The sequence below is a fragment of the Pseudomonas sp. TE3552 genome, assembly GCF_056278945.1.
Window position 1 is genome coordinate 1,398,856 of record NZ_JBWBQJ010000001.1, and the last position, 24,584, is coordinate 1,423,439.

General features: G+C 59.8%; 26 protein-coding genes. 16 read left to right on the plus strand and 10 right to left on the minus strand.

Annotation, left to right across the window (positions count from 1 at the left end):
• Positions 1-52: 52 nt before the first annotated feature.
• The 7 genes from ACZ9BB_RS06205 to ACZ9BB_RS06235 all read left to right on the plus strand — a co-directional run bounded on the left by ACZ9BB_RS06205 (position 53) and on the right by ACZ9BB_RS06235 (position 8,792).
• Positions 53-913 carry a sugar phosphate isomerase/epimerase family protein gene (locus tag ACZ9BB_RS06205; protein ID WP_476212991.1) on the plus strand — a complete coding sequence of 287 codons (861 nt, stop codon included), beginning with the start codon at positions 53-55 and terminating at the stop codon, positions 911-913.
• A 212-nt stretch (positions 914-1,125) separates the two neighbouring features.
• Positions 1,126-2,178 carry a Gfo/Idh/MocA family protein gene (locus ACZ9BB_RS06210; RefSeq protein ID WP_476212992.1) on the plus strand — a complete coding sequence of 351 codons (1,053 nt, stop codon included), beginning with the start codon at positions 1,126-1,128 and terminating at the stop codon, positions 2,176-2,178.
• Positions 2,179-2,544: 366 nt separating this feature from the next.
• Positions 2,545-3,471, plus strand: coding sequence for a sugar ABC transporter substrate-binding protein (locus tag ACZ9BB_RS06215; RefSeq protein WP_476212993.1), 927 nt, complete (start codon positions 2,545-2,547; stop codon positions 3,469-3,471).
• A gap of 70 nt (positions 3,472-3,541) precedes the next feature.
• On the plus strand, positions 3,542-5,107 hold the full coding sequence (locus tag ACZ9BB_RS06220; RefSeq protein WP_476212994.1) for a sugar ABC transporter ATP-binding protein: 1,566 nt from the start codon (positions 3,542-3,544) through the stop codon (positions 5,105-5,107).
• A gap of 114 nt (positions 5,108-5,221) precedes the next feature.
• Entirely contained in the window at positions 5,222-6,244 is a 1,023-nt protein-coding gene (locus ACZ9BB_RS06225; protein WP_476212995.1) for an ABC transporter permease, read from the plus strand.
• A gap of 326 nt (positions 6,245-6,570) precedes the next feature.
• On the plus strand, positions 6,571-6,975 hold the full coding sequence (locus tag ACZ9BB_RS06230; RefSeq protein WP_007935965.1) for a TraR/DksA family transcriptional regulator: 405 nt from the start codon (positions 6,571-6,573) through the stop codon (positions 6,973-6,975).
• Positions 6,976-7,568: 593 nt separating this feature from the next.
• A complete protein-coding gene (locus ACZ9BB_RS06235; RefSeq protein ID WP_476218214.1) occupies positions 7,569-8,792 on the plus strand; it encodes a methyl-accepting chemotaxis protein in 1,224 nt (407 codons plus the stop codon).
• Positions 8,793-8,816: 24 nt separating this feature from the next.
• On the opposite strand, the gene ACZ9BB_RS06240 is transcribed toward ACZ9BB_RS06235, so the two are convergent.
• Positions 8,817-9,056: a DUF2789 domain-containing protein gene (locus tag ACZ9BB_RS06240; RefSeq protein ID WP_007907886.1), complete on the minus strand. Its 240-nt coding sequence runs from the start codon at positions 9,054-9,056 to the stop codon at positions 8,817-8,819.
• A gap of 272 nt (positions 9,057-9,328) precedes the next feature.
• On the opposite strand from ACZ9BB_RS06240, the gene ACZ9BB_RS06245 reads away from it, so the two are divergent.
• Both ACZ9BB_RS06245 and ACZ9BB_RS06250 read left to right on the plus strand, forming a co-directional pair.
• On the plus strand, positions 9,329-9,961 hold the full coding sequence (locus tag ACZ9BB_RS06245; RefSeq protein ID WP_476212996.1) for a hypothetical protein: 633 nt from the start codon (positions 9,329-9,331) through the stop codon (positions 9,959-9,961).
• Positions 9,954-10,532 carry a hypothetical protein gene (locus ACZ9BB_RS06250; RefSeq protein ID WP_476212997.1) on the plus strand — a complete coding sequence of 193 codons (579 nt, stop codon included), beginning with the start codon at positions 9,954-9,956 and terminating at the stop codon, positions 10,530-10,532. The genes ACZ9BB_RS06245 and ACZ9BB_RS06250 overlap by 8 nt, the downstream gene beginning before the upstream one ends.
• 76 nt (positions 10,533-10,608) lie before the next feature.
• Here the strand turns inward: ACZ9BB_RS06250 and ACZ9BB_RS06255 are convergent, their stop codons facing one another.
• Both ACZ9BB_RS06255 and ACZ9BB_RS06260 read right to left on the minus strand, forming a co-directional pair.
• Positions 10,609-10,839 carry a hypothetical protein gene (locus ACZ9BB_RS06255; protein WP_476212998.1) on the minus strand — a complete coding sequence of 77 codons (231 nt, stop codon included), beginning with the start codon at positions 10,837-10,839 and terminating at the stop codon, positions 10,609-10,611.
• A gap of 158 nt (positions 10,840-10,997) precedes the next feature.
• A complete protein-coding gene (locus tag ACZ9BB_RS06260; RefSeq protein ID WP_476218216.1) occupies positions 10,998-11,246 on the minus strand; it encodes a hypothetical protein in 249 nt (82 codons plus the stop codon).
• Between the two features lie 410 nt (positions 11,247-11,656).
• On the opposite strand from ACZ9BB_RS06260, the gene ACZ9BB_RS06265 reads away from it, so the two are divergent.
• The 4 genes from ACZ9BB_RS06265 (at position 11,657) to ACZ9BB_RS06280 (ending at position 14,113) form a co-directional block, all read left to right on the plus strand.
• The gene (locus ACZ9BB_RS06265) at positions 11,657-12,127 is read left to right on the plus strand and encodes a hypothetical protein (protein WP_476212999.1); all 471 of its coding nucleotides are present in this window, start codon (positions 11,657-11,659) and stop codon (positions 12,125-12,127) included.
• A complete protein-coding gene (locus ACZ9BB_RS06270) occupies positions 12,127-12,330 on the plus strand; it encodes a hypothetical protein (RefSeq protein WP_476213000.1) in 204 nt (67 codons plus the stop codon). The genes ACZ9BB_RS06265 and ACZ9BB_RS06270 overlap by 1 nt, the downstream gene beginning before the upstream one ends.
• A 118-nt stretch (positions 12,331-12,448) precedes the next feature.
• Positions 12,449-13,465, plus strand: coding sequence for an ABC transporter substrate-binding protein (locus ACZ9BB_RS06275; protein WP_476213001.1), 1,017 nt, complete (start codon positions 12,449-12,451; stop codon positions 13,463-13,465).
• A gap of 210 nt (positions 13,466-13,675) precedes the next feature.
• Positions 13,676-14,113 carry a DUF3995 domain-containing protein gene (locus tag ACZ9BB_RS06280; RefSeq protein ID WP_476213002.1) on the plus strand — a complete coding sequence of 146 codons (438 nt, stop codon included), beginning with the start codon at positions 13,676-13,678 and terminating at the stop codon, positions 14,111-14,113.
• A gap of 88 nt (positions 14,114-14,201) precedes the next feature.
• Here the strand turns inward: ACZ9BB_RS06280 and ACZ9BB_RS06285 are convergent, their stop codons facing one another.
• The 7 genes from ACZ9BB_RS06285 to ACZ9BB_RS06315 form a co-directional block, all read right to left on the minus strand.
• Positions 14,202-14,564: a Na+/H+ antiporter subunit G gene (locus ACZ9BB_RS06285; protein ID WP_476213003.1), complete on the minus strand. Its 363-nt coding sequence runs from the start codon at positions 14,562-14,564 to the stop codon at positions 14,202-14,204.
• A complete protein-coding gene (locus ACZ9BB_RS06290; protein WP_476213004.1) occupies positions 14,561-14,839 on the minus strand; it encodes a K+/H+ antiporter subunit F in 279 nt (92 codons plus the stop codon). Before ACZ9BB_RS06290 ends, ACZ9BB_RS06285 begins: the two co-directional genes overlap by 4 nt.
• Complete coding sequence (locus ACZ9BB_RS06295; RefSeq protein WP_476213005.1) at positions 14,836-15,324, minus strand: Na+/H+ antiporter subunit E; 489 nt, start codon at positions 15,322-15,324, stop codon at positions 14,836-14,838. The genes ACZ9BB_RS06290 and ACZ9BB_RS06295 overlap by 4 nt, the downstream gene beginning before the upstream one ends.
• A complete protein-coding gene (locus tag ACZ9BB_RS06300; protein WP_476213006.1) occupies positions 15,321-17,006 on the minus strand; it encodes a monovalent cation/H+ antiporter subunit D in 1,686 nt (561 codons plus the stop codon). Before ACZ9BB_RS06300 ends, ACZ9BB_RS06295 begins: the two co-directional genes overlap by 4 nt.
• Positions 17,003-17,347: a Na+/H+ antiporter subunit C gene (locus tag ACZ9BB_RS06305; RefSeq protein ID WP_476213007.1), complete on the minus strand. Its 345-nt coding sequence runs from the start codon at positions 17,345-17,347 to the stop codon at positions 17,003-17,005. Before ACZ9BB_RS06305 ends, ACZ9BB_RS06300 begins: the two co-directional genes overlap by 4 nt.
• A complete protein-coding gene (locus ACZ9BB_RS06310) occupies positions 17,347-20,277 on the minus strand; it encodes a monovalent cation/H+ antiporter subunit A (RefSeq protein ID WP_476213008.1) in 2,931 nt (976 codons plus the stop codon). Before ACZ9BB_RS06310 ends, ACZ9BB_RS06305 begins: the two co-directional genes overlap by 1 nt.
• Before the next feature lie 192 nt (positions 20,278-20,469).
• Positions 20,470-21,495: a DMT family transporter gene (locus tag ACZ9BB_RS06315; RefSeq protein ID WP_476213009.1), complete on the minus strand. Its 1,026-nt coding sequence runs from the start codon at positions 21,493-21,495 to the stop codon at positions 20,470-20,472.
• On the opposite strand from ACZ9BB_RS06315, the gene ACZ9BB_RS06320 reads away from it, so the two are divergent.
• From ACZ9BB_RS06320 to ACZ9BB_RS06330, 3 genes are all read left to right on the plus strand, one after another.
• Positions 21,490-22,053 carry a helix-turn-helix domain-containing protein gene (locus ACZ9BB_RS06320; RefSeq protein WP_476213010.1) on the plus strand — a complete coding sequence of 188 codons (564 nt, stop codon included), beginning with the start codon at positions 21,490-21,492 and terminating at the stop codon, positions 22,051-22,053. The genes ACZ9BB_RS06315 and ACZ9BB_RS06320 overlap by 6 nt on opposite strands.
• A gap of 129 nt (positions 22,054-22,182) precedes the next feature.
• Complete coding sequence (locus ACZ9BB_RS06325; protein ID WP_429547148.1) at positions 22,183-22,527, plus strand: hypothetical protein; 345 nt, start codon at positions 22,183-22,185, stop codon at positions 22,525-22,527.
• A 155-nt stretch (positions 22,528-22,682) separates the two neighbouring features.
• Positions 22,683-24,110, plus strand: a complete 1,428-nt coding sequence (locus tag ACZ9BB_RS06330; protein ID WP_476213012.1) for an FAD/NAD(P)-binding protein — start codon at positions 22,683-22,685, stop codon at positions 24,108-24,110.
• Positions 24,111-24,584 lie beyond the last annotated feature (474 nt).

The following is a 24,584-nucleotide window of genomic DNA, read 5'->3' on the forward strand; positions in this document are numbered from 1 at the left end:
CGGCGATCCTACAGGGGACAGTGTCGATTTCTGGCTAAGGAGAACAACACTAATGCGCATCGCACTAGACCCCTACATGTACCGCAACCTGTCCCTGGGCAAGATGGTCGACAAGGTTGCCGAGCTCGGTTACGAACACATCGAACTGTCGCCCCGGGAAGATTTCTTGCCGTTCTACAAAGCCCCGCGGGTCGACAAGGCGCGGATCAAGGAATTTCGCAAAGCCCTGAGCGACACCGGGGTCAAACTCTCTTCCTTGTTACCGATGTACCACTGGGCTGCCGCCGATGAAGGTTTGCGTGTGGCCGCCGTGCGTAACTGGAAGCGGGCGATCCAGATTGCCGTGGAGATGGACTGCGAGTTGGTCAATACCGAGTTCACCGGCCAGTCGGACAACCCATTGGTCTGCGAGAACCAGTTCATGCGTTCCATGGACGAACTGATCCCCGAGTTCGAACGCGAAGGCATCAAGCTCGATATCCAGGCTCATCCCTATGATTTCTGCGAGCGCAATAACGAGTCGGTGGACATCATTCGCGGCCTGGACCGCGACTGGATCAACTACCTCTACGCCGCGCCGCACACGTTTTTCTATGACGACGGTGTCGGTGATATCGCCTCGATGCTGAAGTACGCCGGCTCAAAGCTGAGCCACCTGATCATCGCTGACACCTACAACCACAAGGCATCCTCGGGCTTGCGCTACATCGTCAACCCGCCGGGCGTCACCGCCACCGTGCACCAGCATCTGGACATCGGCCAGGGTGAGGTCGACTGGGCGGCGTTTTTCGGCACCTTGCGCGAGCTCAAGTTCGATGGCATCGCCACCGTCTCGGTGTTCGCCTGGGAAGACCGGCCGGACGAGTCCAATCGAATGATGCTCGAACGCGTCAGAAGCGAACTCTGTTGCTGACCGACCTACACAAAACCTGTGGGAGCAGGCTTGTGTGGCGAGGGGGCTTGCCCCCGTTCGACTGCGAAGCAGTCGTAAAACCAGTCACTGCTTTCTAAATTCAAGATCGCGGTGATTGGTTTTAGGGGGGCTTCGCGCCCCAACGGGGGCAAGCCCCCTCGCCACACAAGCCTGCTCCCACAGGGGCTGCGTTCTATAAGGAGAATACTTTCATGCGTATCGGACTTGTCGGTTACGGCCATGGCGGCCGGTTTTTCCATGCTCCGCTGATCAGCAGTTTGCCGGCGGCGACCTTTGTAGGCGTGGTCACCCGTTCCGCCGAGCGCCGACAACTGCTGGCGGCGGAATATCCCGGTGTTCCAGCCTTCGACAGCATTGGCCAACTGGTCGAGGCTGGGGTCGATGTGCTGGTGGTGTCGACGCCGCTCAAAGGTCGCCCGGCGCTGGTGCTCGACGCCATCGAACACGGGGTGGCGGTGGTCAGCGACAAGCCGTTCGCCGCCGATGCGCAACAGGCGCAAACCCTGATCACCATGGCTGAGCGCCAGGGCGTGCAACTGAGCGTTTACCAGAACCGGCGCTGGGACTCGGACTTTCTCACCGTGCGCAAACTCATCGAGTCCGGCGCGCTGGGCCAGGTCACCCGTTTCGAATCGCGGATCGAGCGCTATTCGCCAGAGTCGGTGAACAACGGCAGCGGCGGCGGTTTTCTGCGCGATCTGGGCAGCCACCTGGTGGATCAGGCACTGCTGTTGTTCGGCCCCGTCACCCGGGTTTACGCCGAACTGGATTACCTCGAAAAAGCCCAGACCTTTGACAACGGCTTCTTCATGTCCCTGACCCATGCCAATGGCGTGACCTCACACCTGAGTGGCAGTTGCCTGCAAAACACCCCCGGCCCGCGCTTTCGCGTGACCGGCACCCAGGGCTGTTACAGCGTCGATGGTCTGGACGGGCAGGAGGCGTCAACCCTCGCCGGGCTCACACCGAAATCCGAAGGCGAGCGCTGGGGCGTCGAAGAACACCGTCGCTGGGGTTGGTTCGAGCAGGGTGAGGTGCGTGAGCGGGTGCCGTCCGAGCGTGGCTGCTGGAACCAGTTCTATTTACAGCTACAAACCGCGTTACAGAGCGCTGGCCCATTGCCGGTCGAACCCCGTGATGCACTGGCGACTACCCGCGTGCTAGACGCTGCGCGGCTGAGTTTCGAGCGCCATCAAGTGGTGGCGCTGAGCCGGTTCGAGAGCCATGGAATAAAATCAGAATAAAATTCTAAAATGAGTTGATATAGAAATTATTTTCCAATAAAGTCGTTTCCAGGTTGCCGACTATCAACGTCCGATCACGCTCAAGCAGGCCTTGAACGGGTGAAGGGCGAACCAAAAACAAGAAACAAAGCCAGGTACCGTCGATGAAAACCTTCAACACTGCTTTGCATGTTTCACGTTCCGCGCTGCACCTCGCTCGCGACCTGTCTCGCGTCTCGTTTCATTCCATCTCCCACTTGCTTTGCGTCGAACGCAAGGGTGCCCTGGTCTGCTGCATTCCGGGGGCACCGATTGTCCGCTTGCCCACTCACTGAAATCGTCACGCCTTATCCATAAAACCAACAAGAATGTGGAGAAAGACTTTTCATGAAGACCAAGATCCGTTTCGCCTCGCTGGCCTTGTCCCTGATGTTCGCCAGCGGCGCCGCACTCGCTGATATGAAAATCGGCGTCAGCATGTCGCAGTTCGATGACACCTGGCTGACCTACCTGCGTGAATCCATGGACACTAAAGCCAAGTCCTATCCCGATGGCGTCCAGCTGCAGTTCGAAGACGCGCGCAGCGATGTGGTCAAGCAGTTGAGCCAGGTAGAAAGCTTCATCAGCCAGAAAGTCGATGCCATTGTGGTCAACCCGGTGGATACCGCCGCCACCAAAAAAATCACCGAAGCGGCGGTCAAGGCCGGTATTCCACTGGTGTACGTCAATCGCCGTCCCGATGATCTGAACCTGCCCAAAGGCGTGGTCACTGTCGCCTCCAACGACCTGGAGGCCGGCCAAATGCAGATGCAGTACCTGGCTGAGAAAATGGGCGGCAAGGGCGACATCGTGATTCTGCTCGGTGACTTGGCCAACAACTCCACCACCAACCGCACCAAGGGCGTCAAAGAGGTGCTGACCAAATACCCGAACATCAAGATCGAGCAAGAGCAGACCGGCGTCTGGTCGCGGGACAAGGGCATGACCCTGGTCAACGACTGGCTGACCCAAGGCCGCAAGTTCGATGCGGTGGTCTCCAACAACGACGAGATGGCGATTGGCGCGGCCATGGCCCTGCAACAGGCTGGCGTCGCCAAAGGTAGTGTGTTGATTGCCGGAGTCGACGGTACGCCCGACGGTTTGAACGCGGTGAAGAAGGGCTCTCTGCTCGTTTCGGTGTTCCAGGACGCCAAGGGCCAGGCGGACGGTTCGATCGACACGGCGGTGAAAATGGTCAAGAACGAGCCGGTCGAGCCGGCCGTGTGGGTGCCATATCGCTTGATCACGCTGCAAAACGTTGACCAGTTCAAATAATCCGTCCGTTCGATAACAACAATAAACACGCAAGGTGGCAATCGCGACCTTGCTGATGGAGTACCTGATCATGTTCGCTTCAGCGACTGCTTCGAGCACCCCGTTGGTGGGTATCCAGCCAATCGCAACACCTGTCGATGAGCCGTACCTGCTGGAGATCATCAACGTCAGCAAGGGTTTTCCCGGTGTGGTGGCCTTGTCTGACGTGCAGCTTCGGGTACGCCCCGGTTCTGTGCTGGCGCTGATGGGCGAGAATGGCGCCGGCAAATCCACCCTGATGAAAATCATTGCCGGCATCTACCAGCCGGATGCCGGCGAGTTGCGCCTGCGGGGCAAACCGGTGGTCTTCGAAACACCACTGGCTGCGCTTCAGGCCGGGATCGCAATGATCCACCAGGAACTCAACCTGATGCCGCACATGAGCATCGCCGAGAACATCTGGATCGGCCGTGAGCAGCTCAACGGCCTGCACATGATCGACCACCGCGAAATGCACCGTTGCACGGCCAAGCTGCTGGAGCGTCTGCGGATCGACCTCGATCCGGAAGAACTGGTGGGCAACCTGAGCATTGCCGAACGGCAAATGGTCGAGATTGCCAAGGCGGTGTCCTACGACTCCGACATTCTGATCATGGACGAACCGACCTCGGCCATCACCGACAAGGAAGTCGCCCACCTGTTCTCGATCATTGCCGACCTCAAGAGCCAGGGCAAAGGCATCATCTATATCACTCACAAAATGAACGAAGTGTTCAGCATCGCCGATGAAGTGGCGGTGTTCCGCGATGGCGCCTACATCGGCCTGCAACGGGCCGACAGCATGGACGGCGACAGCCTGATTTCGATGATGGTCGGCCGCGAATTGAGCCAGCTGTTCCCGGTGCGCGAGAAGCCGATCGGCGATCTGTTGCTGTCGGTACGCGACTTGAAGCTGGACGGGATTTTCAAAGACGTCTCCTTCGACCTGCATGCCGGGGAGATCCTTGGCATCGCCGGGTTGATGGGCTCGGGACGGACCAATGTCGCCGAGGCGATTTTCGGCATCACCCCAAGCGACGGTGGCGAAATCCGCCTCGACGGCGAAGTGGTGCGCATCAGCGATCCGCACATGGCGATCGAGAAGGGCTTCGCGCTGTTGACCGAAGATCGCAAGCTCAGCGGTCTGTTCCCTTGCCTGTCGGTGCTGGAGAACATGGAAATGGCGGTATTGCCCCATTACGTCGGCAACGGCTTCATCCAGCAGAAGGCCCTGCGCGTCTTGTGTGAAGACATGTGCAAGAAGCTGCGGGTGAAAACCCCGTCGCTGGAGCAGTGTATCGACACACTGTCCGGCGGCAATCAGCAGAAGGCCTTGCTGGCGCGCTGGTTGATGACCAACCCGCGCATCCTGATTCTCGATGAGCCGACACGGGGCATCGATGTCGGGGCCAAGGCCGAGATCTACCGGCTCATCTCTTACCTCGCCAGCGAAGGCATGGCGGTGATCATGATTTCCTCGGAACTGCCGGAAGTGCTGGGCATGAGCGATCGGGTCATGGTCATGCACGAGGGCGACCTGATGGGCACCCTCGACCGCAGCGAAGCGACCCAGGAACGGGTGATGCAACTGGCCTCGGGCATGTCCCAGTGTCATTGAATCAAGGGTGAACACAGTTCAAGGGTGAAAGGGGATTGTGTGGCGAGGGAGCTTGCTCCCTCGCCACAAGCAAGCTCCCTCGCCACATGGATTTCATTTGAAGGGTGAGTGGTTATGAACGCGATACTGGAAAACAAGCCTGCAGCAGTACCGGTCAAGAGTCGCCGGCGCTTGCCGACCGAATTGAGTATCTTCCTGGTGCTGATCGGTATCGGCCTGGTCTTCGAAATGTTCGGCTGGATCGTGCGGGACCAGAGCTTCCTGATGAACTCTCAGCGCCTGGTGCTGATGATCCTGCAAGTGTCGATCATCGGCCTGCTGGCGATCGGCGTGACCCAGGTCATCATCACCACCGGTATCGACCTGTCCTCCGGTTCGGTGCTGGCGTTGTCGGCGATGATTGCCGCCAGCCTGGCCCAGACCTCGGACTTTGCCCGGGCGGTGTTTCCGTCCCTGACTGACTTGCCGGTGTGGATTCCGGTGATTGTCGGGCTTGGGGTGGGATTGCTGGCGGGGGCGATCAACGGCAGCATCATTGCGATCACCGGGATTCCGCCATTCATTGCCACCCTCGGCATGATGGTTTCGGCGCGCGGCCTGGCGCGCTACTACACCGAAGGTCAGCCGGTGAGCATGCTCTCGGATTCCTACACGGCCATCGGGCACGGCGCCATGCCGGTGATCATTTTCCTGGTGGTGGCGGTGATTTTTCACATCGCCCTGCGCTACACCAAGTACGGCAAGTACACCTACGCCATCGGCGGCAACATGCAGGCGGCGCGCACCTCCGGGATCAACGTCAAGCGGCATCTGGTGATTGTCTACAGCATCGCCGGGTTGCTTGCAGGCCTGGCCGGGGTGGTGGCCTCGGCTCGTGCCGCGACCGGGCAGGCCGGGATGGGCATGTCGTATGAACTGGACGCGATTGCCGCAGCGGTCATTGGCGGCACCAGCCTGGCCGGCGGCGTAGGGCGCATTACCGGCACCGTGATTGGTGCGTTGATCCTCGGGGTCATGGCCAGCGGCTTTACCTTTGTCGGTGTTGACGCTTATATTCAAGACATTATCAAGGGGCTGATCATTGTGGTGGCGGTAGTCATCGACCAATACCGCAACAAGCGCAAACTCAAGCGCTGAAGCCAGGTGAAACACAAAAAGCGCCACGCCTGATACGCGTGGCGCAGCCGTTTGTCTTCTATATACAGCCGCTCGACTGAATTTCTTGCTATAAACGCACTCCGATAACCGCCTCAAAGCCTGCCATAGCGCACTTTCAGGGTTTTGTCGGACAGATTTGCTGTCTTTTCAGTTGCTGAGGCCTCAAGTCGGCCTTAGACTGCCGCCCCTCGTAAATTGAGTGCCGGGTGGCGCTTGGAATAAACGGCGCCGTTCCAATGACCGTCCGAGGTTCAACGGAACGCTCCCTAATTCGCCTTAATGCACGTTTTTTTATAGAGATATCAATGACAAAGGACAAGTTGCTGGCCATGCCGGCGGATGACTACATGAATGCCGAGCAACATGCTTTTTTCTCTGAGCTGTTGCAGAACATGAAAGTCGAAACCCATGAGCGCATCGAACAGAATCGCATCGCCATCGAAAGCCTGGACACCCCGGCCGATCCGGCCGACGCGGCTTCCGTCGAAGAAGAGCGCACCTGGCTGGTGAACGCGATCGATCGCGACCAGCGCATGCTGCCTCAATTGGAACAGGCCCTGGAACGCATCAAGGAAGACAGCTTCGGCTGGTGCGACGACAGCGGCGAGCCAATTGGCCTGAAGCGCCTGCTGATCAGCCCGACCACCAAGTACTGCATCGAAGCTCAAGAGCGTCACGAACAGATCGACAAGCACCAGCGTCAGGCCTGATTCAGTAGCGCCCCCATCGCGGGCAAGCCTCGCTCCTACAGATATGACCTGTAGGAGCGAGGCTTGCCCGCGAAGCTTTTTGTCGCCCAAAAAATTTCACGCACTTCTATTGATCTGCTGCAACCCCCCACTACTAACGGATCATAGATAATGGCCTTGTAGTGGCGTTTAATGCGGATACAACAATTAGAAGATGCCTGGGGTGACAAACGATGACGCGAGACGGGTCTCTGGCTGGGGCAGTGCCCGCAGCCGTACTTTTGCCGAAAAATCTGTGGCTCACGCCGACCCTGCAAAGCATCGCCCTGATGCTCTTGCTGTGCGGCATGGCATTGGGCGGTTGGTCGCTTTACCTTGGCCTGCCATTGACCGTGCTGATTATCTGGCTACCGCGCCTGCGTTCGCGCGCACTCCCCGAGGCAACCTCAGAGGACAGCTCCAGCGCCATCGCCGGGTTGACTCGTGATCTTTCCTACACCACCAGTCATAACGCCTTGTCGGCCGCCGGCGTGGCCTATTCGGTCAAGCAACTGGCGGACAAACTGCAATCGCAACTCAACGCTGCGGCGCAGATTGTCAGCAGCGCAGAAGTGATGATCGCCACCGAACACGCCACCTCGACACTCAGCCGAGATGCTTTAAGCGCGGCCAGCGAAGCCCATCAGAGCAGCGCGGCAGGGCGCACGGAACTGGTCGAGTCCATTGCACGCATGCATCAACTCAGCCAGCGTGCCAGCAGCAGCCGTGAGTTGATCGAAGCCCTGAGCCTGCGCAGCGACGATATCCAGCGGGTAACGTTGGTGATCCAGTCCATCGCCAGTCAGACTAATTTGTTGGCGCTGAACGCGGCCATCGAAGCGGCGCGGGCCGGGGAGCATGGTCGCGGGTTTGCGGTGGTGGCCGATGAGGTTCGTGGTCTGGCCGCGCGCACGGCGACGGCGACCGGCGAAGTCGGAGAGATGGTCGCCGATATTCAACAACGCACCGCGCAAGTGGTGGAGCAGATTCGTCAACTGGCCAGCGATCTGAACACTGGCGTCGCACAGGTCGAACACACGGGGCAGCACCTGGAAAATATCGCGCGCCTGGCCGCTGGCGTCGAAAGGCAGGTCGGGGAAATCGCTCAGGGCGCGGACACCAATCGCGAACAGCTCGACAGCCTGTTTCACGCCATCGAACAAATGCGCAGCGATCTGGCAATCAGTGACCAGCAAACCCAGCGTCTGGCCCAGGCGGCGGTACAAATGGAAGGGCAGGCCGAAACCATCAGCGAACGCCTGGCCGAAGTCGGACTGGATGACTATCACCAGCGGATTTATGACCTGGCCCGCGAAGGGGCGAGTCAGATTGCAGCGCGCTTCGAAGCGGATATCGACCAGGGCCGGATCAGTCTTGATGACCTGTTTGATCGCAATTATCAGGCGATCCCCAACACCAGCCCGGCCAAATACCAGACCCGCTTCGATCGCTATACCGATCAGGTATTACCGGCGATTCAAGAGCCGTTGCTGCCGCGTCATGAAGGCCTGGTATTCGCCATCGCCTGTACGCAGCAAGGTTATGTGCCGACCCACAACACCGTGTTCAGTCAGCCGCTGACCGGTGATGCGCAGGTTGATACCCTGCACAACCGCACCAAGCGCAAGTTCGCCGACCGCACCGGTATCCGCTGTGGCAGCCATCAGCAGCCCGTGTTGTTGCAGACCTACACCCGCGACACCGGTGAGCTGATGCACGATCTCTCGGTGCCGATCATGCTCAAGGGCCGGCATTGGGGTGGTTTGCGGTTGGGTTACAAACCGCAAAGCCCTCGCTGAGAGGGCCCGGCAATTGTTCGGTTATTAGTGGATCTGGTGCATGCGCAGGTTCAGGTCGTCGACCACATGGGCCCAGTCGGCGTCTTCACGCAGTTGTTCCTTGAGGAAGCCGGCTTGTTGCGGGGTCCAGAATTCGGCATCGATGAGTTTCTTGTCGTCGGCCAGGGGCGAATGACGGGCGATGAAATCGTCGATGGCCTTTTCGCTGGAGTCCAGGCCGAGTTGATCGAACAAGCCTTTCAAATCATGTGTGGGTGAATCCATCTTTGTCTCCTTGCGGGATTCAAGGGTTCGATAGGGTTTAGCAGCTTTCTGCGAATTCGCCACCAATGATGGCACTAGGCTATTGCCTGTTGTTGTTCCAGCGCTTACGATGCCGTCGCGTTTTTTTGGCGTCACCAAGCCGCCATTCAAAGAATCCGTACAGGGATGTCGTTGTTCCAGGTTTAGCGCCTTGCGGTGCTGATCTGCCCATTCCTTGCGCGATGTCTTTCGAGCCGACCCGCCCCCGATCCCGCATGAAAAGGATGTAAGCAGTGAAGCGTCTTGTTTATCTGATGGCTATCGCACTTGGCCTGTCGTTGACTGGTTGTGTGTCTTTCACGCCGCTGGGGCCCATTGGCGAGCCCTTGAGCCCCGCACCGTCCACCCTCGATCGTAGTGCCGAGATCCGCGACGTGGTGATTTCCGCCCCGGACCTGGACGACAAGGTGCGTGTCAACGGCAGCCGGCAACTGACCGAGCAGGTCAGCGCCTATGTCGATAAGAGCGACTACTTCAAGCGCATTGTGGCGTTCCCGGCCAAGGTGGGCGAAGACGACGTGGTGCTCAAGTTCAACCTGACCTCACTGGCAGGCAAACGCACCATGCATCCGGCTTACATCCCCGGCGCGCTGGTGACGTTGACTATCTGGATCTGGGTCGATGGGCCGATTTATGTCGATAAGTATGACCTCGCGGGCGAGCTGATCATCGAAGACCGTCAGGGTAAGCAACTGGCCAAGTCGGTCGAGCAGGTCAAGCTCGACAAAAATGTCGGCCTGTGGAACGCCGACTACCTCAATCCGCGCCTGGGCGGTTCCCAGTTGCGTGACCTGATCGCTCAATTGCTGGCCAGTGCCACCCCTCAGTTGCGTACACCGTCAAAGGAACTGACTGCCCATGAATAAATACCTTCTGGCTTTGCTGCTGTTGGTCAGCAGCACCCTGACAGGCTGCATTTCTTATTCCCAGCATGAGTTGGCGCCGGTGGGCGAATGGCCGCCAGCGCAGGCCAGGCAGGACAAGCCCAGCGCTTATCTGCACGTGACCACCCAGCAGCAATTCAACGGCGAACTGTCGGGTGGCGTCGGCAATCCGGCGCTGGTGGAACAGCACATGCTGGAAACCTTCAAGGAGTCCGGGCAGTTCAAAAGCGTGACCACGGACAAGGTCGACTCGAACCTGTATGTGACGAGTACTTTGACTAACAACGAGCAGGGGAATATCGCGAGTGCCTGGCTGACCGGCTTCACGTTATTCGTGATTCCGACAACGTTCAGCAACACCTTCACGCTGGAAACGGTGTTCAAGGATCGTGAAGGCAACGTGTTGGGCAAAATCGTCAAACAGGAGAGCACGCGTACCTGGATGCAGATTTTGCTGATTGTCGGCTTGCCGTTCAATGAACGTGGGGACGCGGTGCTCAAACACCTGACCCAAAACACGCTGGATGAAGCGGTCAAGCGCAAGCTGATCTGACCGGTTGCCGAATAAAGGCGTGCTATCTGTGCAAGGCTGGCACGCCGCAGACACCTCTCTCTTCCCCCTCCCGATCTCAGACTTTCAATGCCCCTTCATCGACCGCAAGCTTCAGGGCTTTCGCGGCGTCCTGGGCGGCAATGGCCGCGACATCCGCGGTCTTGAACCAGCGATCCTTTTCGACCTGGTGATATGTCACAGCAGTCAACGGCGGTTTGGCGCGCATGATAATGACTGCCTGGAATTCGCCTTCGACCTCTCTGGCTTCGCCCCGGATAAAAAACTCACCGATATCAAATTCCGTCACGTAGCCGTCTTCCCTTGCAAATATTCTATTGTGTTGAACGCCGTCCGCCCTGGGGACGGGTTCATTGTCGGGGCAGTATGGCAGCTGTTGCCTGCCGGCGGCTGAGTTAAGTCGCCGGCGTGACGAAACGTCTCTGGAAATGAATGCCGCAGGGTGCGTCAGCCGTTAGCCTCGAGCGAGCGGGCAAGGGCGCAGGCTTCGTTATGGTTGCCGCGGAAACCTCTGATACGGCCGGTGGAAATTTCCTTGATGTGGAAAAAGGCGTTACCGGCCAGTACCACCCGAAAACGCGGGAGCAGAGCCTCATCAGGGAGCAATTCCTGCTGCCGGAGTACCATTGAAGGTAGCAATGAGACGTTGTTTGTGTGCCGTGCCTGAGGCTGGGCGAAGTGGGTCAATGCGCACATATGAAGTCCTTTTCGTGGTTTTACCGACGTGTGTACGTTGTTATGGGTAGTCTCGGTGAGCATGGCTGCTCTAGAATCGCCGTCACTGGTTGGCGATTGATGACCATCTAAAGCAATTTTTTACTGGCGATATGTCGGAAAAGTGCTTTTTTTAAAGAGAATTTTCCCTAAAGTTGGTAATCCGGTTGTCTCTGGCCGTTAGAAGGGCATTTTCCTTCAACCTCTGTCGACCGCCAGGCAAGACGACGTGAGGAATGTTCCAGTAATCTTCTCAAACCTCGCGATGGATGAGCGCTCTGCTCGTTCCAGGATTCGAACCGGGTCATTTGGCTACACCTCGGCATTGCCGCTTTTTTCTGCTGTGCGTGTTTCCTGCGTGCGGCATCATTTTCAGATGTGGGGATGTTTCCTTGGCAGTAAGTAATCTCGATATGCATGCTTTGTTCGTACTGGGTGATTTGCGCGCAAAGCTGGTCAAGCAATTTCAGTCACGTTTCGTCTACATCACCGAACAGAGCGCTGAAGGCATCTACATTGCCGAGATCGACACCGAAGCAGCGTTGGTGGTGGATGACAAACCGGGGCTCAAGCTCAAGGTCGGCGATCATTTCAGCGCCTCCGTATTGCCTAGTCGCGAAGGCGGCAAGTTGGACATCAAGTTTCGCGAAATCAAACTGACGGTGTACGGGTTGGGCGATTACGCGTTTGTGACCACCGCAGACGGCCACGGCATTGTGTTCAAGGAGGGTCATAGCGTGGTGATGGTGTTCGCGGCCCACCAACAGTTGCAGGAAGGCCTGACCAAAACCCTGAAAGCTGTGACTGCCAAGGCCGCCAAGTGGCGCAAAGGTGAGCTGGTGACCTTCAAGGCCAGCGAGTAATGACCTTGACCCGCGCCGATTTCCACGAACAGAACCAGGCCAGTGCCCACGCCGAGGCGCAGCGCCTGGTGGCTCAGAAGGCCGTTCTGCAGGGATCCTGGCTGAGTTGGGTGGCGTCACAGATCTACCTGTTGCGCCCGGCGGCGTACGCCAGCATGGTCAGACGAGAGCTTGTGCGCTTGCAGGAATCTTCCGAAAAATAACCCAGTCCCCTCGAAAGCAGAAACCTCTACTACAGTCAGTTGACTGAGTATCCAGAGGCTTGAGGTCTTCTTGTCAGGCTATCCTGCTATTGCTGTGAACAGCACGAGGTGCAAAAGCATGAAGGGGTTTCGACGGTTGCTGGCCGCTACCCTGGCCACGTTCGGTTTGTTGGCTTCACCCGTTCCGGTGTTCGCTGCCCAGGCGCCGATCCACTTCGCTGACCTGAACTGGGAAAGCGGCAGTCTGATCACCGATATCCTGCGGATCATTGTCGAGAAGGGCTACGGCTTGCCGACCGACACCTTGCCAGGGACAACCATTACCCTGGAGACCGCATTGGCCAACAATGACATTCAGGTCATTGGCGAAGAGTGGGCCGGCCGTAGCCCGGTCTGGGTCAAGGCGGAAGCCGAGGGCAAAGTCGCGGCACTGGGCGATACGGTCAAGGGCGCCACCGAGGGCTGGTGGGTGCCGGAGTACGTGATCAAGGGCGACCCGGCCAAGGGCATCAAACCGCTGGCGCCGGGCCTGCGCAGTGTCAGCGATCTGCCGCGCTACAAGAACGTGTTCAAAGACCCGGAAACCCCGGACAAGGGGCGTTTCTTGAACAGCCCGATCGGCTGGACGTCGGAAGTGGTCAACAAGCAGAAGCTCAAGGCGTATGGGCTGGACGACAGCTACGTGAACTTTCGCAGTGGTTCGGGGGCGGCGCTGGACGCAGAGATCAGTTCGTCGATTCGCCGGGGCAAGCCGGTGCTGTTCTATTACTGGTCCCCGACGCCGTTACTCGGCCGTTTCAAGCTGATACAGCTGCAAGAGCCGCCATTCGACGCCGAAGCCTGGAAAACCCTGACCGAGGCCGACAACCCTAATCCGAAGCCGACTCGCTCACTGCCCTCGAAGCTGTCCATCGGTGTGTCCGCGTCGTTCCAGAAACAGTACCCGCAAATCACCGAGTTCTTCAGCAAGGTCGATTTACCGATCGACGCCTTGAACAAGGCCCTGGCTGATATGAGCGAAAAACACACCCCGCCACGTCAAGCGGCGCAGGCGTTCATGAAGGCGTACCCGCAGGTGTGGCAGGCCTGGGTGCCCAAGGATGTGGCGGATAAGGTTTCTGCTGAACTGAAATAAGCCGGTTGGCTGGAAAGTTGTGTTGTGTCGACTACCGACATCGCGAGCAGGCTCGCTCCCACAGGGGAATGCGGTCAAATGTGGGGGCGAGCCTGTTAGCGAATCGCACCGCCAATTCAAGCGTAAGCAGCCACCGCCGATGACGAACGCCTTACAAAAAACCGCAAGGAAGTTCATCCTGCTGCAACATTTCACACCGGATGTCTGAATATGAGCCTTTTGGTCGCGCAATGGATTGCTGCAATCTTTTTATTTATCAGCCTGGTCCACCTGTATTGGGCGGCGGGTGGCAAATGGGGCAGCGAGGCGGCGGTGCCACGCGTGCCCGGGGAGGGCGATGAGGCATCAAGGCCCGCGTTCAAGCCGTCGCGCTTTGGCACGTTGCTGGTGGCAGTGGGCTTGCTGTTGATTGCGATGCTGGTGTGCCTGCGGGTCGGGCTGTATCTGCCCACGGTGCATCACTGGTCGCTGCAATGGGTGATCAGCGCGATCGCGATACTGATGTTCGCCCGGGCGATCGGCGATTCGAATTTGGTGGGGTTTTTCAAGCAGGTCAAGGATTCGAAGTTTGCCCGGCTCGACACATGGGCGTATTCGCCGCTGTGTGTGGTGTTGGCGGCCGGATTGCTGACAGTCGCCTGGAATTGAGACGACCGGACTTACTGTGTTGTCTGATCTGTTGCTATCGCGGGCTTGCCCGCGATGAGTCCCTATCAATCAACACAAACCCGCGGATTTAACTGCCGGGTTCCGTGCGCCGGCTACTCACCTCGGCCGGCACATCATCCCCCGCCATGCGCTTGCGAAACAGCGCCGCCCGGGCCAGCAGCAGCGTGGTCACTGGCACTGTGATCGACAATAGAATCGGAATCAGCCAGGCATGCAGCACCGGCCCCGACTTGAGCGCCGAAAAGTAAATGATCGAAGCCAGTGCCACGCACCACGCACCCAATGTCGAGGCCAGTGCCGGCGGGTGCATGCGCTGGAAGTAATCCTTCATCCGCACCAGCCCGATCGCGCCAATCAGCGCAAACAGGCTGCCGAGTACCAGCAGAATCGCCACCGCAATTTCCACCCACAGAGGCAGTTCACCGCTCATTCGATCACCTCGCCACGCAGCAGGAATTTGGCCAGGGCAAACGAGCCGACGAAGCCGAACAGGGCGATCAGCAGCGCTGCCTCGAAGTAAGTGTCACTGGCATAACGAATGCCCAGCGCGAGCATCATCAACATGGCAATGATGTACAGGTAATCCAGGGCCAGAACCCGGTCCTGGGCCGACGGCCCCTTGAACAGGCGGATCAGGGTCAGAATCATCGCCACCGAGAACATGAACAGGCTCAGCAGGATCGCGTTCGACAGCAATTCGCTCATTCGAAAATCTCCATCAAGGGGCGCTCATAGGTCGCCTTGAAGTGCTGGATGAATTGGCTTTCGTCATCCAGATCGAAGACGTGCAGCAACAGAATGCTGCGATCCAGTGCCAGTTCCGACCAGACCGTGCCGGGAATCACCGTGCAGATCATCGACAGCGCCGCCAGGCCATTGGCATCGCGCAAGTCCAGCGGCACCTTGATGAACCGCGAGCGAGGTGCCCGCCGTCCGGCATTGAGCACGCCCCAGGCCACGGCGAGGTTGGACGCCAGCATGTCGCGGCCGACCAGCAAGAATAAACGCAGGATTACTCCGGGGCGACGAATGCGGACCGGCCGCGGCCGCAGCTTGCGCATCATCAGCGGGGCACAGAGCCCCAGTATCGCGCCCAGCAGCAGATTGCCGGGGCTCACCGACAAATTCAGCACCAGCCACAAAAACCACAACGCCAGCGACAGCCACGGTGCAGGAAACAGACGCTTCATGGTTGCACCTCCAGCAGCGCTGCCGTGGCTTGCGGGCCCGGAATCGCGCGGGTGCCGAGCACCGCCATTACGTATTGCTCAGGGTTGTTCAACGCCTGAGCGGCGGCCTGGGTGTAGCGCAGCAGCGGTTCAGCCTTGAACGTCAGCGCAATGCTCAACCCCAGCAGAACGATGATCGGCACGCATTCCAAGCGGCGCAGCAAGGGTGACGGTCGTTCTTGCGGGGTCCAGAAACGCTGGATGCCCAACCGCGAGAAAGCGATCAACGAGGCCAATCCGGACAGAATCAACAATGCCAGCAATGCCCACGCACCATACGACACCGGCTCGTCGCTGCCATGGCCCAGGCCCAGCGGGTTGAGCAGGGCACTGAGCAGGCTGAGTTTGCCGATAAACCCGGAGAGCGGTGGCATACCGATGATCAGCAAGGCGCAGGCGATGAAGCTCAGGCCGAGGAAAGCCATGGTCCAGGGAATCACCTGACCGACCACGGCTTTCTGTTCGTCATCGAGGTTGAAGCCTTTGGGCGGCTGCAAAGATTCCAGGGACCGTGGCAGCAGCTCGCCGTCATCGTCCAGGGGCATTTCGTTGGCCGAACGCGAACGTTCGATCAACTCGGCCAGCAAGAACAGTGCGCTCAAGGCCAGGGTCGAGCTGACCAGGTAGAACAGCGCCGCGCCGATCAGGTTCGGCTGGGCGAAACCGATGGCCGACAACAGGATGCCGGCCGATACCAGAATACTCAGGCTGGCCATGCGTTCCAGGCGTTGCGCGGCGAGAATCGCCACGGCGGCGCAGACGATGGTCGCCATGCCGCCGTAGATCAGCCAGTCGCCACCAAAATACGCGGAGGCCCCGGCCTGCCCGGAGAACAGCAGCGTCCACAAGCGCAGCAAGGTGTAGACGCCAACTTTGGTCATGATCGCGAACATCGCCGCCACTGGCGCGCTGGCCGCGGAGTAGGCCGGCACCAGCCAGAAGTTCAGCGGCCACATGCCGGCCTTGGCCAGGAACGCCACCGCCAGAATCGCCGCGCCGGCATGCAGCAGGCCACGATCGGCCTCCGCCACCAATGGAATTTTCAGCGCCAGGTCGGCCATGTTCAGCGTACCGGTGACGCCGTAGATCAGCGCCGCGCCAATCAGAAACAGCGACGAGGCCAACAGGTTGATCGAGATGTAATGCAGCCCCGACGATACCCGTGCCCGGCCCGAACCGTGCAGCATCAGCCCGTAAGAGGCGGCCAGCAGCACTTCGAAAAACACGAACAGGTTGAACAGGTCCGCCGTCAGGAACGCGCCGTACAGACCCATCAACTGAATCTGAAACAGCGCGTGGAAGCTCGAGCCGGCCCCGTCCCAGCGGGCCATGGCGAACAGCAGGGCGCTGACGCCGATGATCCCGGTCAGCACCAGCATCAGCGCCGACAGGCGATCGATCACCAGTACGATGCCGAACGGTACCTGCCAGTTGCCCGGCAGGTACACACCGATGGAGCCAGGCACGCCGGTGGTTTGCGTCCACTGCAGCAGCATCACGGCAATGCCCAGCCCCAGCAGGCTGGAGAGCAGATTGATTTTGGCTTTTAACGGGCGGTGTTTCTCGCCCAGCATCAGCATCACGGCGGCGGTCAGCAGCGGTAGCAGAATAGGGGCTGCAATCAGGTGCGCCATCAGGTTCATTCTTTAGGCTCCCGGCCGTCCACATGGTCGGTGCCGGTCAGGCCCCGGGAGGCGAGCAGCACCACGAGGAACAGCGCGGTCATGGCGAAGCTGATGACGATCGCGGTCAGTACCAGCGCTTGCGGCAATGGATCGGTGTAGTGCAGCAAATCCTGCGGCACGCCGGCCTTGATGTTCGGCTCCTTGCCAATGAACAGGCTGCCCATGCTGAAGATGAACAGGTTGACGCCGTAGGACAGCAGGCACAGGCCCATGACCACCTGGAATGTCCGTGGCCGCAGCACCAGCCACACGCCGGATGCGGCCAGTACGCCGATGGCGATTGCGATGACTTCTTCCATCAGATGGCTCCTTGCGTGGCAGCCGCTTTGGCCAGGGGCTTGGGTTGTGCGCTGGTTTTATGACCGCGTACCGATTGGTGGGCGAGGGCGGTCAGGATCAACAGCGTCGAGCCGACCACCACGGCGTACACACCGATGTCGAAGAACAGCGCGCTGGCGATGTGAATGTCCCCCAGCAGCGGCAATGTGAAATGCCAGGTGTGGGTGGTGAGGAACGGATACCCCGCAGCCATCGCCCCGAGCCCGGTGACCGTGGCAAACAGCAGCCCGGTGCCCATCCAGCGCAGTGGTCGCAGGCTCATTTGCGCCTCGACCCACTGGGTGCCGGCGACCATGTATTGCAGGATGAACGCCACCGACATCACCAGCCCGGCGACGAAACCGCCGCCCGGTTGGTTGTGGCCACGCAGGAATAAATAGAAGGAAATCACCAACGCGATCGGCAACAGCAGGCGCACCAACACCGCCGGCACCATCATGAAGCCAAGTGCGGTGTCGCTGGCGTGACGCGGGTTGACCAGATCGGTGACCACGTCGGGCGCCAGCAGACGCTGTTGAGCAGGCAGCTGCAGGCTTTCTTTCGGCGGGCGGAAGCGTCGCAGCAGGGCGAACACGGCCAGGGCCACCGCCACCAGCACGGTGATTTCGCCGAGGGTGTCGAAGCCGCGGAAATCCACCAGCATCACGTTGACCACGTTGCTGCCGCCGCCTTCGGGCAGGGCGCGACTGAGGTAGAACGATGAAATGTCGTTGGGCGTCTGGCGTGTCAGCATCGCGTAGGACAGCAGCGCCATGCCGCCACCGACCACGGCCGACAGCAACAAGTCGCGAACCCGCCGTACCCGCGCCTTACGCAGGCTGCTCGGCAACGGCGACACCTCTTCGATTCGCCGTGGCAGCCAGCGTAGGCCGAGGAGGATCAGCACCGTGGTCACCACTTCCACCACCAGCTGCGTCAGGGCCAGGTCCGGCGCGGAGAACCAGACGAAGGTCACGCAGGTCATCAGGCCGCAAACGCTGACCATGGTCAGGGCCGCGAGCCGGTGATACTTGGCTTGCCATGCCGCGCCGAGGGCGCAGGCAATCGCCAGTAGCCACAGGATCACGAACACGATCGAGCCCGGGATTTTCGGCCGTTCGCCCCAGCTCAGGCTGCTATGCAGCATCGGGATCAACCCGGCCAACACCGCGGCGAGTACCACCAGAAACAGTTGGGTTTGCAGGCGCCGGGTGCTGATCCGCCGCTCCAGCCGTCGGGCCAGACGCATCATGATCACCAGGCTGCGCTCGAACAGTCGCTTGCCGTTCAAGTGGCTGATCAGCGGCGGGTGATCGAAGCGCCCGCGTTTGAGCTGATTGCGCAGCAACAGGTAAAGCACGGTGCCCCCGGACATGGCGATCAGGCTCATGATCATCGGTGCGTTCCAGCCGTGCCAGATCGCCAGGCTGTACTCGGGCAGCGTGCCACCCACCACCGGCAATGCCGCCGCCGCGAGCAGCGGGCCGACCACTTGCGCCGGGAAAATCCCCACCACCAGGCAGGTAAACACCAGCAACTCCACCGGCGCGCGCATCCAGCGTGGCGGCTCGTGCGGGGTGTGCGGGAGGTCGGTGGCGGGCGGGCCGAAGAACACGTCGACAGTGAAGCGCAGGGAATAGGCCACGCTGAACGTACCGGCGATGGTCGCGACAATGGGCAGGGTCATCTCGATCCAGGCCGTCGCGTTGATGAACACAGTTTCGGCGAAGAACATCTCTTTGGACAGGAAGCCATTGAGCAGCGGGACACCGGCCATGGAGGCGCTGGCAACCATGGCCAGGGTGGCGGTGAACGGGATCAGTTTGATCAGGCCGCTGAGTTTGCGAATGTCCCGGGTGCCGCTTTCGTGGTCGATGATCCCGGCGGCCATGAACAGCGAGGCCTTGAAGGTGGCGTGGTTGAGAATGTGGAACACCGCGGCCACGGCGGCCAACGGACTGTTCAGGCCCAGCAGCAGGGTAATCAGGCCCAGATGGCTGATGGTCGAGTAGGCCAGCAGGCCCTTGAGGTCGTTCTGAAACATCGCGCAGTAAGCGCCGAGCAACAGCGTACAGGCGCCGGCCCCGCCGACGATGTAGAACCATTCTTCACTGCCGGACAGCGACGGCCACAGGCGTGCGAGCAGAAACACCCCGGCCTTGACCATGGTCGCCGAGTGCAGATACGCCGAGACCGGTGTGGGCGCCGCCATGGCGTGGGGGAGCCAGAAGTGGAAGGGGAATTGCGCGCTTTTGCTCAGGGCGCCGATCAGGATCAGGGGCAAGAGGATGGGATAAAGGGCATGCGCGCGAATCAGATCGCCAGCGGCCAGGACCTTGTCCAGGTCATAGCTGCCCACCACATGGCCGAGCAGCATCACCCCCGCCAGCAAACACAAACCGCCGGCACCGGTGACCATCAATGCCATGTAGGCGCCACGTCGCGCGTCGGCGCGGTGGTGCCAATAGCCGATCAACAGGAATGAGAAGAGGCTGGTCAGCTCCCAGAAAAACACAATCTGGATCAGGTTGCCGGAGATCACCAACCCGAGCATGGCGCCCATGAATGCCAGGAAAAACGCGAAGAACCGAGGCACCGGATCGTCCGGTGACATGTAATAGCGGGCATACAAAGAAACCAGCGTGCCGATGCCCAGCACCAGCATCGAGAACAGCCAGGCGAAACCGTCCATGCGCAGAACGAAGTTCAGACCGAGGCTGGGTAACCAGAAGAATTCTTCGCGGATCACGCCGCCATGGGCGATTTGCGGGTACAGGAGGGCGACCTGCACGGTGCCGATCAGGGCCACCAGGCCAGCCAACAGCGATTCAGTGTTACGCGCATTGTGCGGCAGCAAGGCTGCCAGACAGCTGCCGATAAATGGCAGAAGCAGTAGAACTATCAGGGACATAGGCTTCTAATCTGCGGAAGTTTGTGAAGCATCATACGTGCCAGCTCCCTGATCACCAAACGCCAAGCTGTCGCAGAATCCTACAAGATAGACGGAAAAATTCCGGATTCATGTTGTTTCAGGGAGCGCAATTTCGCCTGTGCCGGCCCCGTCGCGGGCAAGCTATCTATCAAGCAATGCAGATGCTGCGGCTTAACCCTGGGTTTCCCGCTCCAACTCTTCTTCAGGCGCGGCAACCTTACCCTTGGTCTTCAACTCACTGACAATCACCGCCGCCACAATCAACCCGGCCCCGACCAAGGCAATCGCCGGCAACCGCTCCCCGGCAATTCGCCCGACAATCCCGGCCCACACCGGCTCCCCGGCATAGATCAACGTTGCCCGAGTCGGCGACACACTCTTCTGCGCCCAGTTCATCGCCACCTGAATCGCCGCACTCGCCGCACCTAATCCCAAAGCGCTGCACAACAGCAACCATGAGAAATCCGGAATCACTTCCTGAGTCGGCACCACCATCAGAAACGCCAGCACCGACGTCACCGCCAGTTGCACCACCGTCACCCGGCGTACATCGACCTGGCCGGCATAGGTGCTGATCAAAATGATCTCCGCCGCAATCGCCACGGCACTGATCAATGTGGCGATTTCACCGGGGCTGAAATTGAACGAAGCGCCGGACGGCCCCGACAACAGCATCAACCCGGTAAAGGCCAGCATGATCCCGATGCTCGGCATCAACCCCGGCCGCCGCCCCAGCACCAGCCATTGCAGCAACGGCACGAACGGCACATACAGCGCGGTAATAAACGCCGACTGACTGCTGGGAATGCTCTGCAAACCCACGGTCTGCAAACCGTAACCGAGCATGATCGCCACACCGATAAACGCCCCGGCCTTGAGCTCGAACAGGGTCAGTTCGCGCAGATGACGCCAGGAGAACAGGGCGACGAGGCTCGCCGCCGCGGCAAAACGCAGGCCGACGAAGAACATCGGCCCGCTGACGGTCATCGCATGCTGCACCAGCAAAAAGGTCCCGCCCCAGACCATGGTGATCAGCACCAGCACGCACTCGGCCTTGCTGAACCGTGAGAAGCGGGGGGAAGCCGGGGAGGAGTTCGTCGACGTCATGACCTTGCGCGCTACCTGAGGGAGACGCACAATGCGCCTGAAGTTGGGCAGTATACTGCGCAACGCCACCCAGTGAGCAATATAGTGCACAAAGATTCTACCCAACGGGCGTCGGTCCTCCAGCACGTCAGCCAGAACGTCCGACGTCTGCGCCATGCCGCCGACATGAGCCAGAGCGCCCTGGCCGAAAAGTCCGGTGTCAGTCGGCGGATGCTGGTGGCCATCGAAGCTGGCGAGAAGAACGTCAGCCTGACCACTCTCGACCGCGTCGCCGAAGCGCTGGACGTCGCCTTCAGCGACCTGATCCAGGCCCCCGAGGCCCGTGATCCGAGCCGCATCAACGAACTGGCCTGGGCCGGCACGATCCCTGGCAGTAAAGCGGTGTTGCTGGCCAAAGCTACCGCCACTCGTGAAGTGGAACTCTGGGAATGGCGCCTTGAGCCAGGCGAGTATTACCCCTCGGAGCCGGATGCCGATGGCTATAGCGAACAGATTTATGTGTTTGAAGGCTGCCTGACCCTGATGCTCGGCAACGAGCCGCAGAAAATCGCGGCCGGTGAGTTCTTTATGTTTGCCAGTAATCAGCCGCATTCCTATCGCAATGAGGGGGACGTGGCGGCGCGCTTTGTGCGTAATGTGGTGATTTGATCGGTGCCGATTCTGTCGCGTAAAACACGTATATACCTGTTGCTTCTCACAGTAGACGATGTGCCTCGGATCCAACAATGATGAGTGCGCCGGCGAATGGCGGCCCACTCCTTAACATCGGATTCAGACATGTCTATTAATCACAAAAAGCCGTCAGAGCTTTTACCTGCACCCGTACTACCCGTGGCTTACGGCGACAATGTCTTTCTCGAAGATGTCATTGCCGGTGCCCGGGTCGATATTGAATTGAACCGGAACGTCTATCCGGGCACGCAGGTGACCCTTGAATACAAGGTTGGCAACACTCCCAATAGATTAGTGATTCCGCTTCAAGAGGGACGAGCATCATTCTTGATTCCTGCTTGCGCATTTATTAACAGTCTGTGGGTGGGGGGAATGCAGATGCGGTATTGGGTCGACGATCCATTCCATAAAAGCGAAGTGCTCGATTTGGGCGTATCGATGCGTTGGTGAGACAGGCCAGGCTGTTGGCGGGGCAACAGTGGAACATCTTGCATTTTTTAGTTGATGTGTTTTCTTCTACGCTGGGCTGTCCGGCAGCGCCAATGAGTGACTGCATGGGGCGATATGCCCGATGTCTCAGGTAAACATTGACCAGTGAGAACGGCATGACTGACACCCCAAGCGGACAGGCGACCAAACCCATCCGCCACGCGGATATCCTGATCATCGGTGGTGGCCTGAGCGGCACGATGCTGGCGGCGCAGTTGTTGCGTTTGCCGGGCAAGCGTCAGGCGCTGGTGATCGAGCCCCGCGCCGAACTCGGTCGGGGCGAGGCCTATAGCGCGGTCGAACTGGGGCATACGCTTAACGGCAACGCGGCGCGCATGAGTGTCGATCCCGACAACGCTGATGATTTGACCCAATGGCTCACCGAACACATCGCGGCGGGTGGATGGCCGGAGTCGGATCAGCAACATGTGCCAGTCAGTGAATTGTTCCCGCCGCGTGGGCTGTTTGGGGTCTATGTGCAGCAGCGTCTGGCCGAAGCGCAGGCAGTGGGTGAGCGCCACGGCTCGACCGTCGAACATGTGCGTGCCGAAGTGGTGGACCTGCAAACCCGGGACGATTCAGTACAATTGACCTTGAGTGATGGGCAATGCTTGCAAGGCGCCTATGCGGTACTGGCCACCGGTATGTTCCCCGCCGCACGCACGCCGCAGACCGAATCCAGCGGCCTGAACGCCGCCGCCCTCGACCCGTGGGACGTGGTCTCCATGCGGCAGCTCGATCCACAATCCACGGTGCTGATCATCGGTTCCGGGCTGACCATGGTCGATGCCGTGGTGTCGCTGGAGCAGGCCGGGCATCGCGGGCCGATCGAAGTGTTTTCCCGTCATGGTCTGCTGCCTCACGTGCGTAGGCAGCCGCCGGCCTGGGCGGATTTTTTGGCCGAGGACCACAGCATTCGCACACCGCGTCAGCTGATGCGCGAACTGCGTCGGCATTGCCGCGACGCCATCGCCCAAGGCATCGACTGGCAAGCGCCACTCGACACGGTGCGGGCGCACATCGGGCGGTTGTGGAACCAGGCGACGGACGTGCAACGCCGGCAATTCGTGCGCCATGTGCGGCCGTGGTGGGAGAGCCATCACCATCGCTCTCCGCCGTTGAGTGCCGAGTTGGTGGCGCGGCTGCACGGGGAAGGGCGGTTGCGGATTCATGCTGCATCGTTCAAAGGGTTGGAGCCTTCGTTGAGCGGTGGGGTGAGTATCCGCATCCGTCGCCGTGGCGAGGCCGAAACCTGCGTGGTGCACGGCGCGGCACTGATCAATTCCAGCGGCATCGAATACGACTGGCGGCGGGTGGCGCGGCCATTGCCGCAGCAGCTATTGGCGCGCGGGTTGGTGCGGCCGGGGCCATTGGCGTTGGGCATTGCGGCCGCGGATGACGGCGCGGTCTCAGGCGCTGATGGGCTGGTCGCCAACCGTTTGTTCGCCATGGGCCCGCCGCTGCGCGGCATGTGGTGGGAGAGCACGGCAGTGACCGACGTGGCGAGCCAGGCCAAGTCTCTTGCGGCGCGATTGATGGTTTGACCGAAAGTTGGAGGAGGGCTTTCGGGCCTCTTCGCGAGCAAGCCCCGCCCCCACATTTGATCTCAGGCGTACACAGATAGTGTGTTCGCCGAAGATCCTCTGTGTGCGGGCTTGCGAAGAGGCCAGTACAGTCACTACAACGCTCAGGCCACTAAGCAAGCATTGTTTAGACGACACTCTTTTCCACGTCGACCCCGAGGTCGATAACGCAACCCTGCTGGCCGCAACCCAACGGGGGCAAGCCTCTCGCTGCTGTATCGAGCCCGCCGCGTGGTTCAGTTGGTCTGACACAATTGATATTAATTTCCTTGTCGGCTGAATTTTTCAAAATGTGTGTGGTCTGTTTACCGCCCGTGATGGCTGGCGTCATTTAGCCAGTATTTCTGGCATCAATTTCAGGGTGACCACGACCCTTCCCCTGCGGGCATCGATGTACGCCCTCAGCACTTATGACATGGAGCGTTATGTTGATCT

Excerpts from the sequence above, each read along its gene's own strand:
- ACZ9BB_RS06250 (WP_476212997.1), top strand. The coding sequence starts at position 9,954 with ATGAATAAATACCTTCTGGCTTTGCTGCTGTTGGTCAGCAGCACCCTG.
- ACZ9BB_RS06220 (WP_476212994.1), top strand. The coding sequence starts at position 3,542 with ATGTTCGCTTCAGCGACTGCTTCGAGCACCCCGTTGGTGGGTATCCAG.
- ACZ9BB_RS06235 (WP_476218214.1), top strand. The coding sequence starts at position 7,569 with ATGATCGCCACCGAACACGCCACCTCGACACTCAGCCGAGATGCTTTA.
- ACZ9BB_RS06215 (WP_476212993.1), top strand. The coding sequence starts at position 2,545 with ATGAAGACCAAGATCCGTTTCGCCTCGCTGGCCTTGTCCCTGATGTTC.
- ACZ9BB_RS06310 (WP_476213008.1), bottom strand. The coding sequence starts at position 20,277 with ATGTCCCTGATAGTTCTACTGCTTCTGCCATTTATCGGCAGCTGTCTG.
- ACZ9BB_RS06325 (WP_429547148.1), top strand. The coding sequence starts at position 22,183 with ATGTCTATTAATCACAAAAAGCCGTCAGAGCTTTTACCTGCACCCGTA.
- ACZ9BB_RS06225 (WP_476212995.1), top strand. The coding sequence starts at position 5,222 with ATGAACGCGATACTGGAAAACAAGCCTGCAGCAGTACCGGTCAAGAGT.
- ACZ9BB_RS06330 (WP_476213012.1), top strand. The coding sequence starts at position 22,683 with ATGACTGACACCCCAAGCGGACAGGCGACCAAACCCATCCGCCACGCG.
- ACZ9BB_RS06270 (WP_476213000.1), top strand. The coding sequence starts at position 12,127 with ATGACCTTGACCCGCGCCGATTTCCACGAACAGAACCAGGCCAGTGCC.
- ACZ9BB_RS06305 (WP_476213007.1), bottom strand. The coding sequence starts at position 17,347 with ATGGAAGAAGTCATCGCAATCGCCATCGGCGTACTGGCCGCATCCGGC.
- ACZ9BB_RS06275 (WP_476213001.1), top strand. The coding sequence starts at position 12,449 with ATGAAGGGGTTTCGACGGTTGCTGGCCGCTACCCTGGCCACGTTCGGT.
- ACZ9BB_RS06280 (WP_476213002.1), top strand. The coding sequence starts at position 13,676 with ATGAGCCTTTTGGTCGCGCAATGGATTGCTGCAATCTTTTTATTTATC.
- ACZ9BB_RS06285 (WP_476213003.1), bottom strand. The coding sequence starts at position 14,564 with ATGAGCGGTGAACTGCCTCTGTGGGTGGAAATTGCGGTGGCGATTCTG.
- ACZ9BB_RS06240 (WP_007907886.1), bottom strand. The coding sequence starts at position 9,056 with ATGGATTCACCCACACATGATTTGAAAGGCTTGTTCGATCAACTCGGC.
- ACZ9BB_RS06210 (WP_476212992.1), top strand. The coding sequence starts at position 1,126 with ATGCGTATCGGACTTGTCGGTTACGGCCATGGCGGCCGGTTTTTCCAT.
- ACZ9BB_RS06290 (WP_476213004.1), bottom strand. The coding sequence starts at position 14,839 with ATGAGCGAATTGCTGTCGAACGCGATCCTGCTGAGCCTGTTCATGTTC.
- ACZ9BB_RS06230 (WP_007935965.1), top strand. The coding sequence starts at position 6,571 with ATGACAAAGGACAAGTTGCTGGCCATGCCGGCGGATGACTACATGAAT.
- ACZ9BB_RS06260 (WP_476218216.1), bottom strand. The coding sequence starts at position 11,246 with ATGTGCGCATTGACCCACTTCGCCCAGCCTCAGGCACGGCACACAAAC.
- ACZ9BB_RS06300 (WP_476213006.1), bottom strand. The coding sequence starts at position 17,006 with ATGAACCTGATGGCGCACCTGATTGCAGCCCCTATTCTGCTACCGCTG.
- ACZ9BB_RS06295 (WP_476213005.1), bottom strand. The coding sequence starts at position 15,324 with ATGAAGCGTCTGTTTCCTGCACCGTGGCTGTCGCTGGCGTTGTGGTTT.
- ACZ9BB_RS06205 (WP_476212991.1), top strand. The coding sequence starts at position 53 with ATGCGCATCGCACTAGACCCCTACATGTACCGCAACCTGTCCCTGGGC.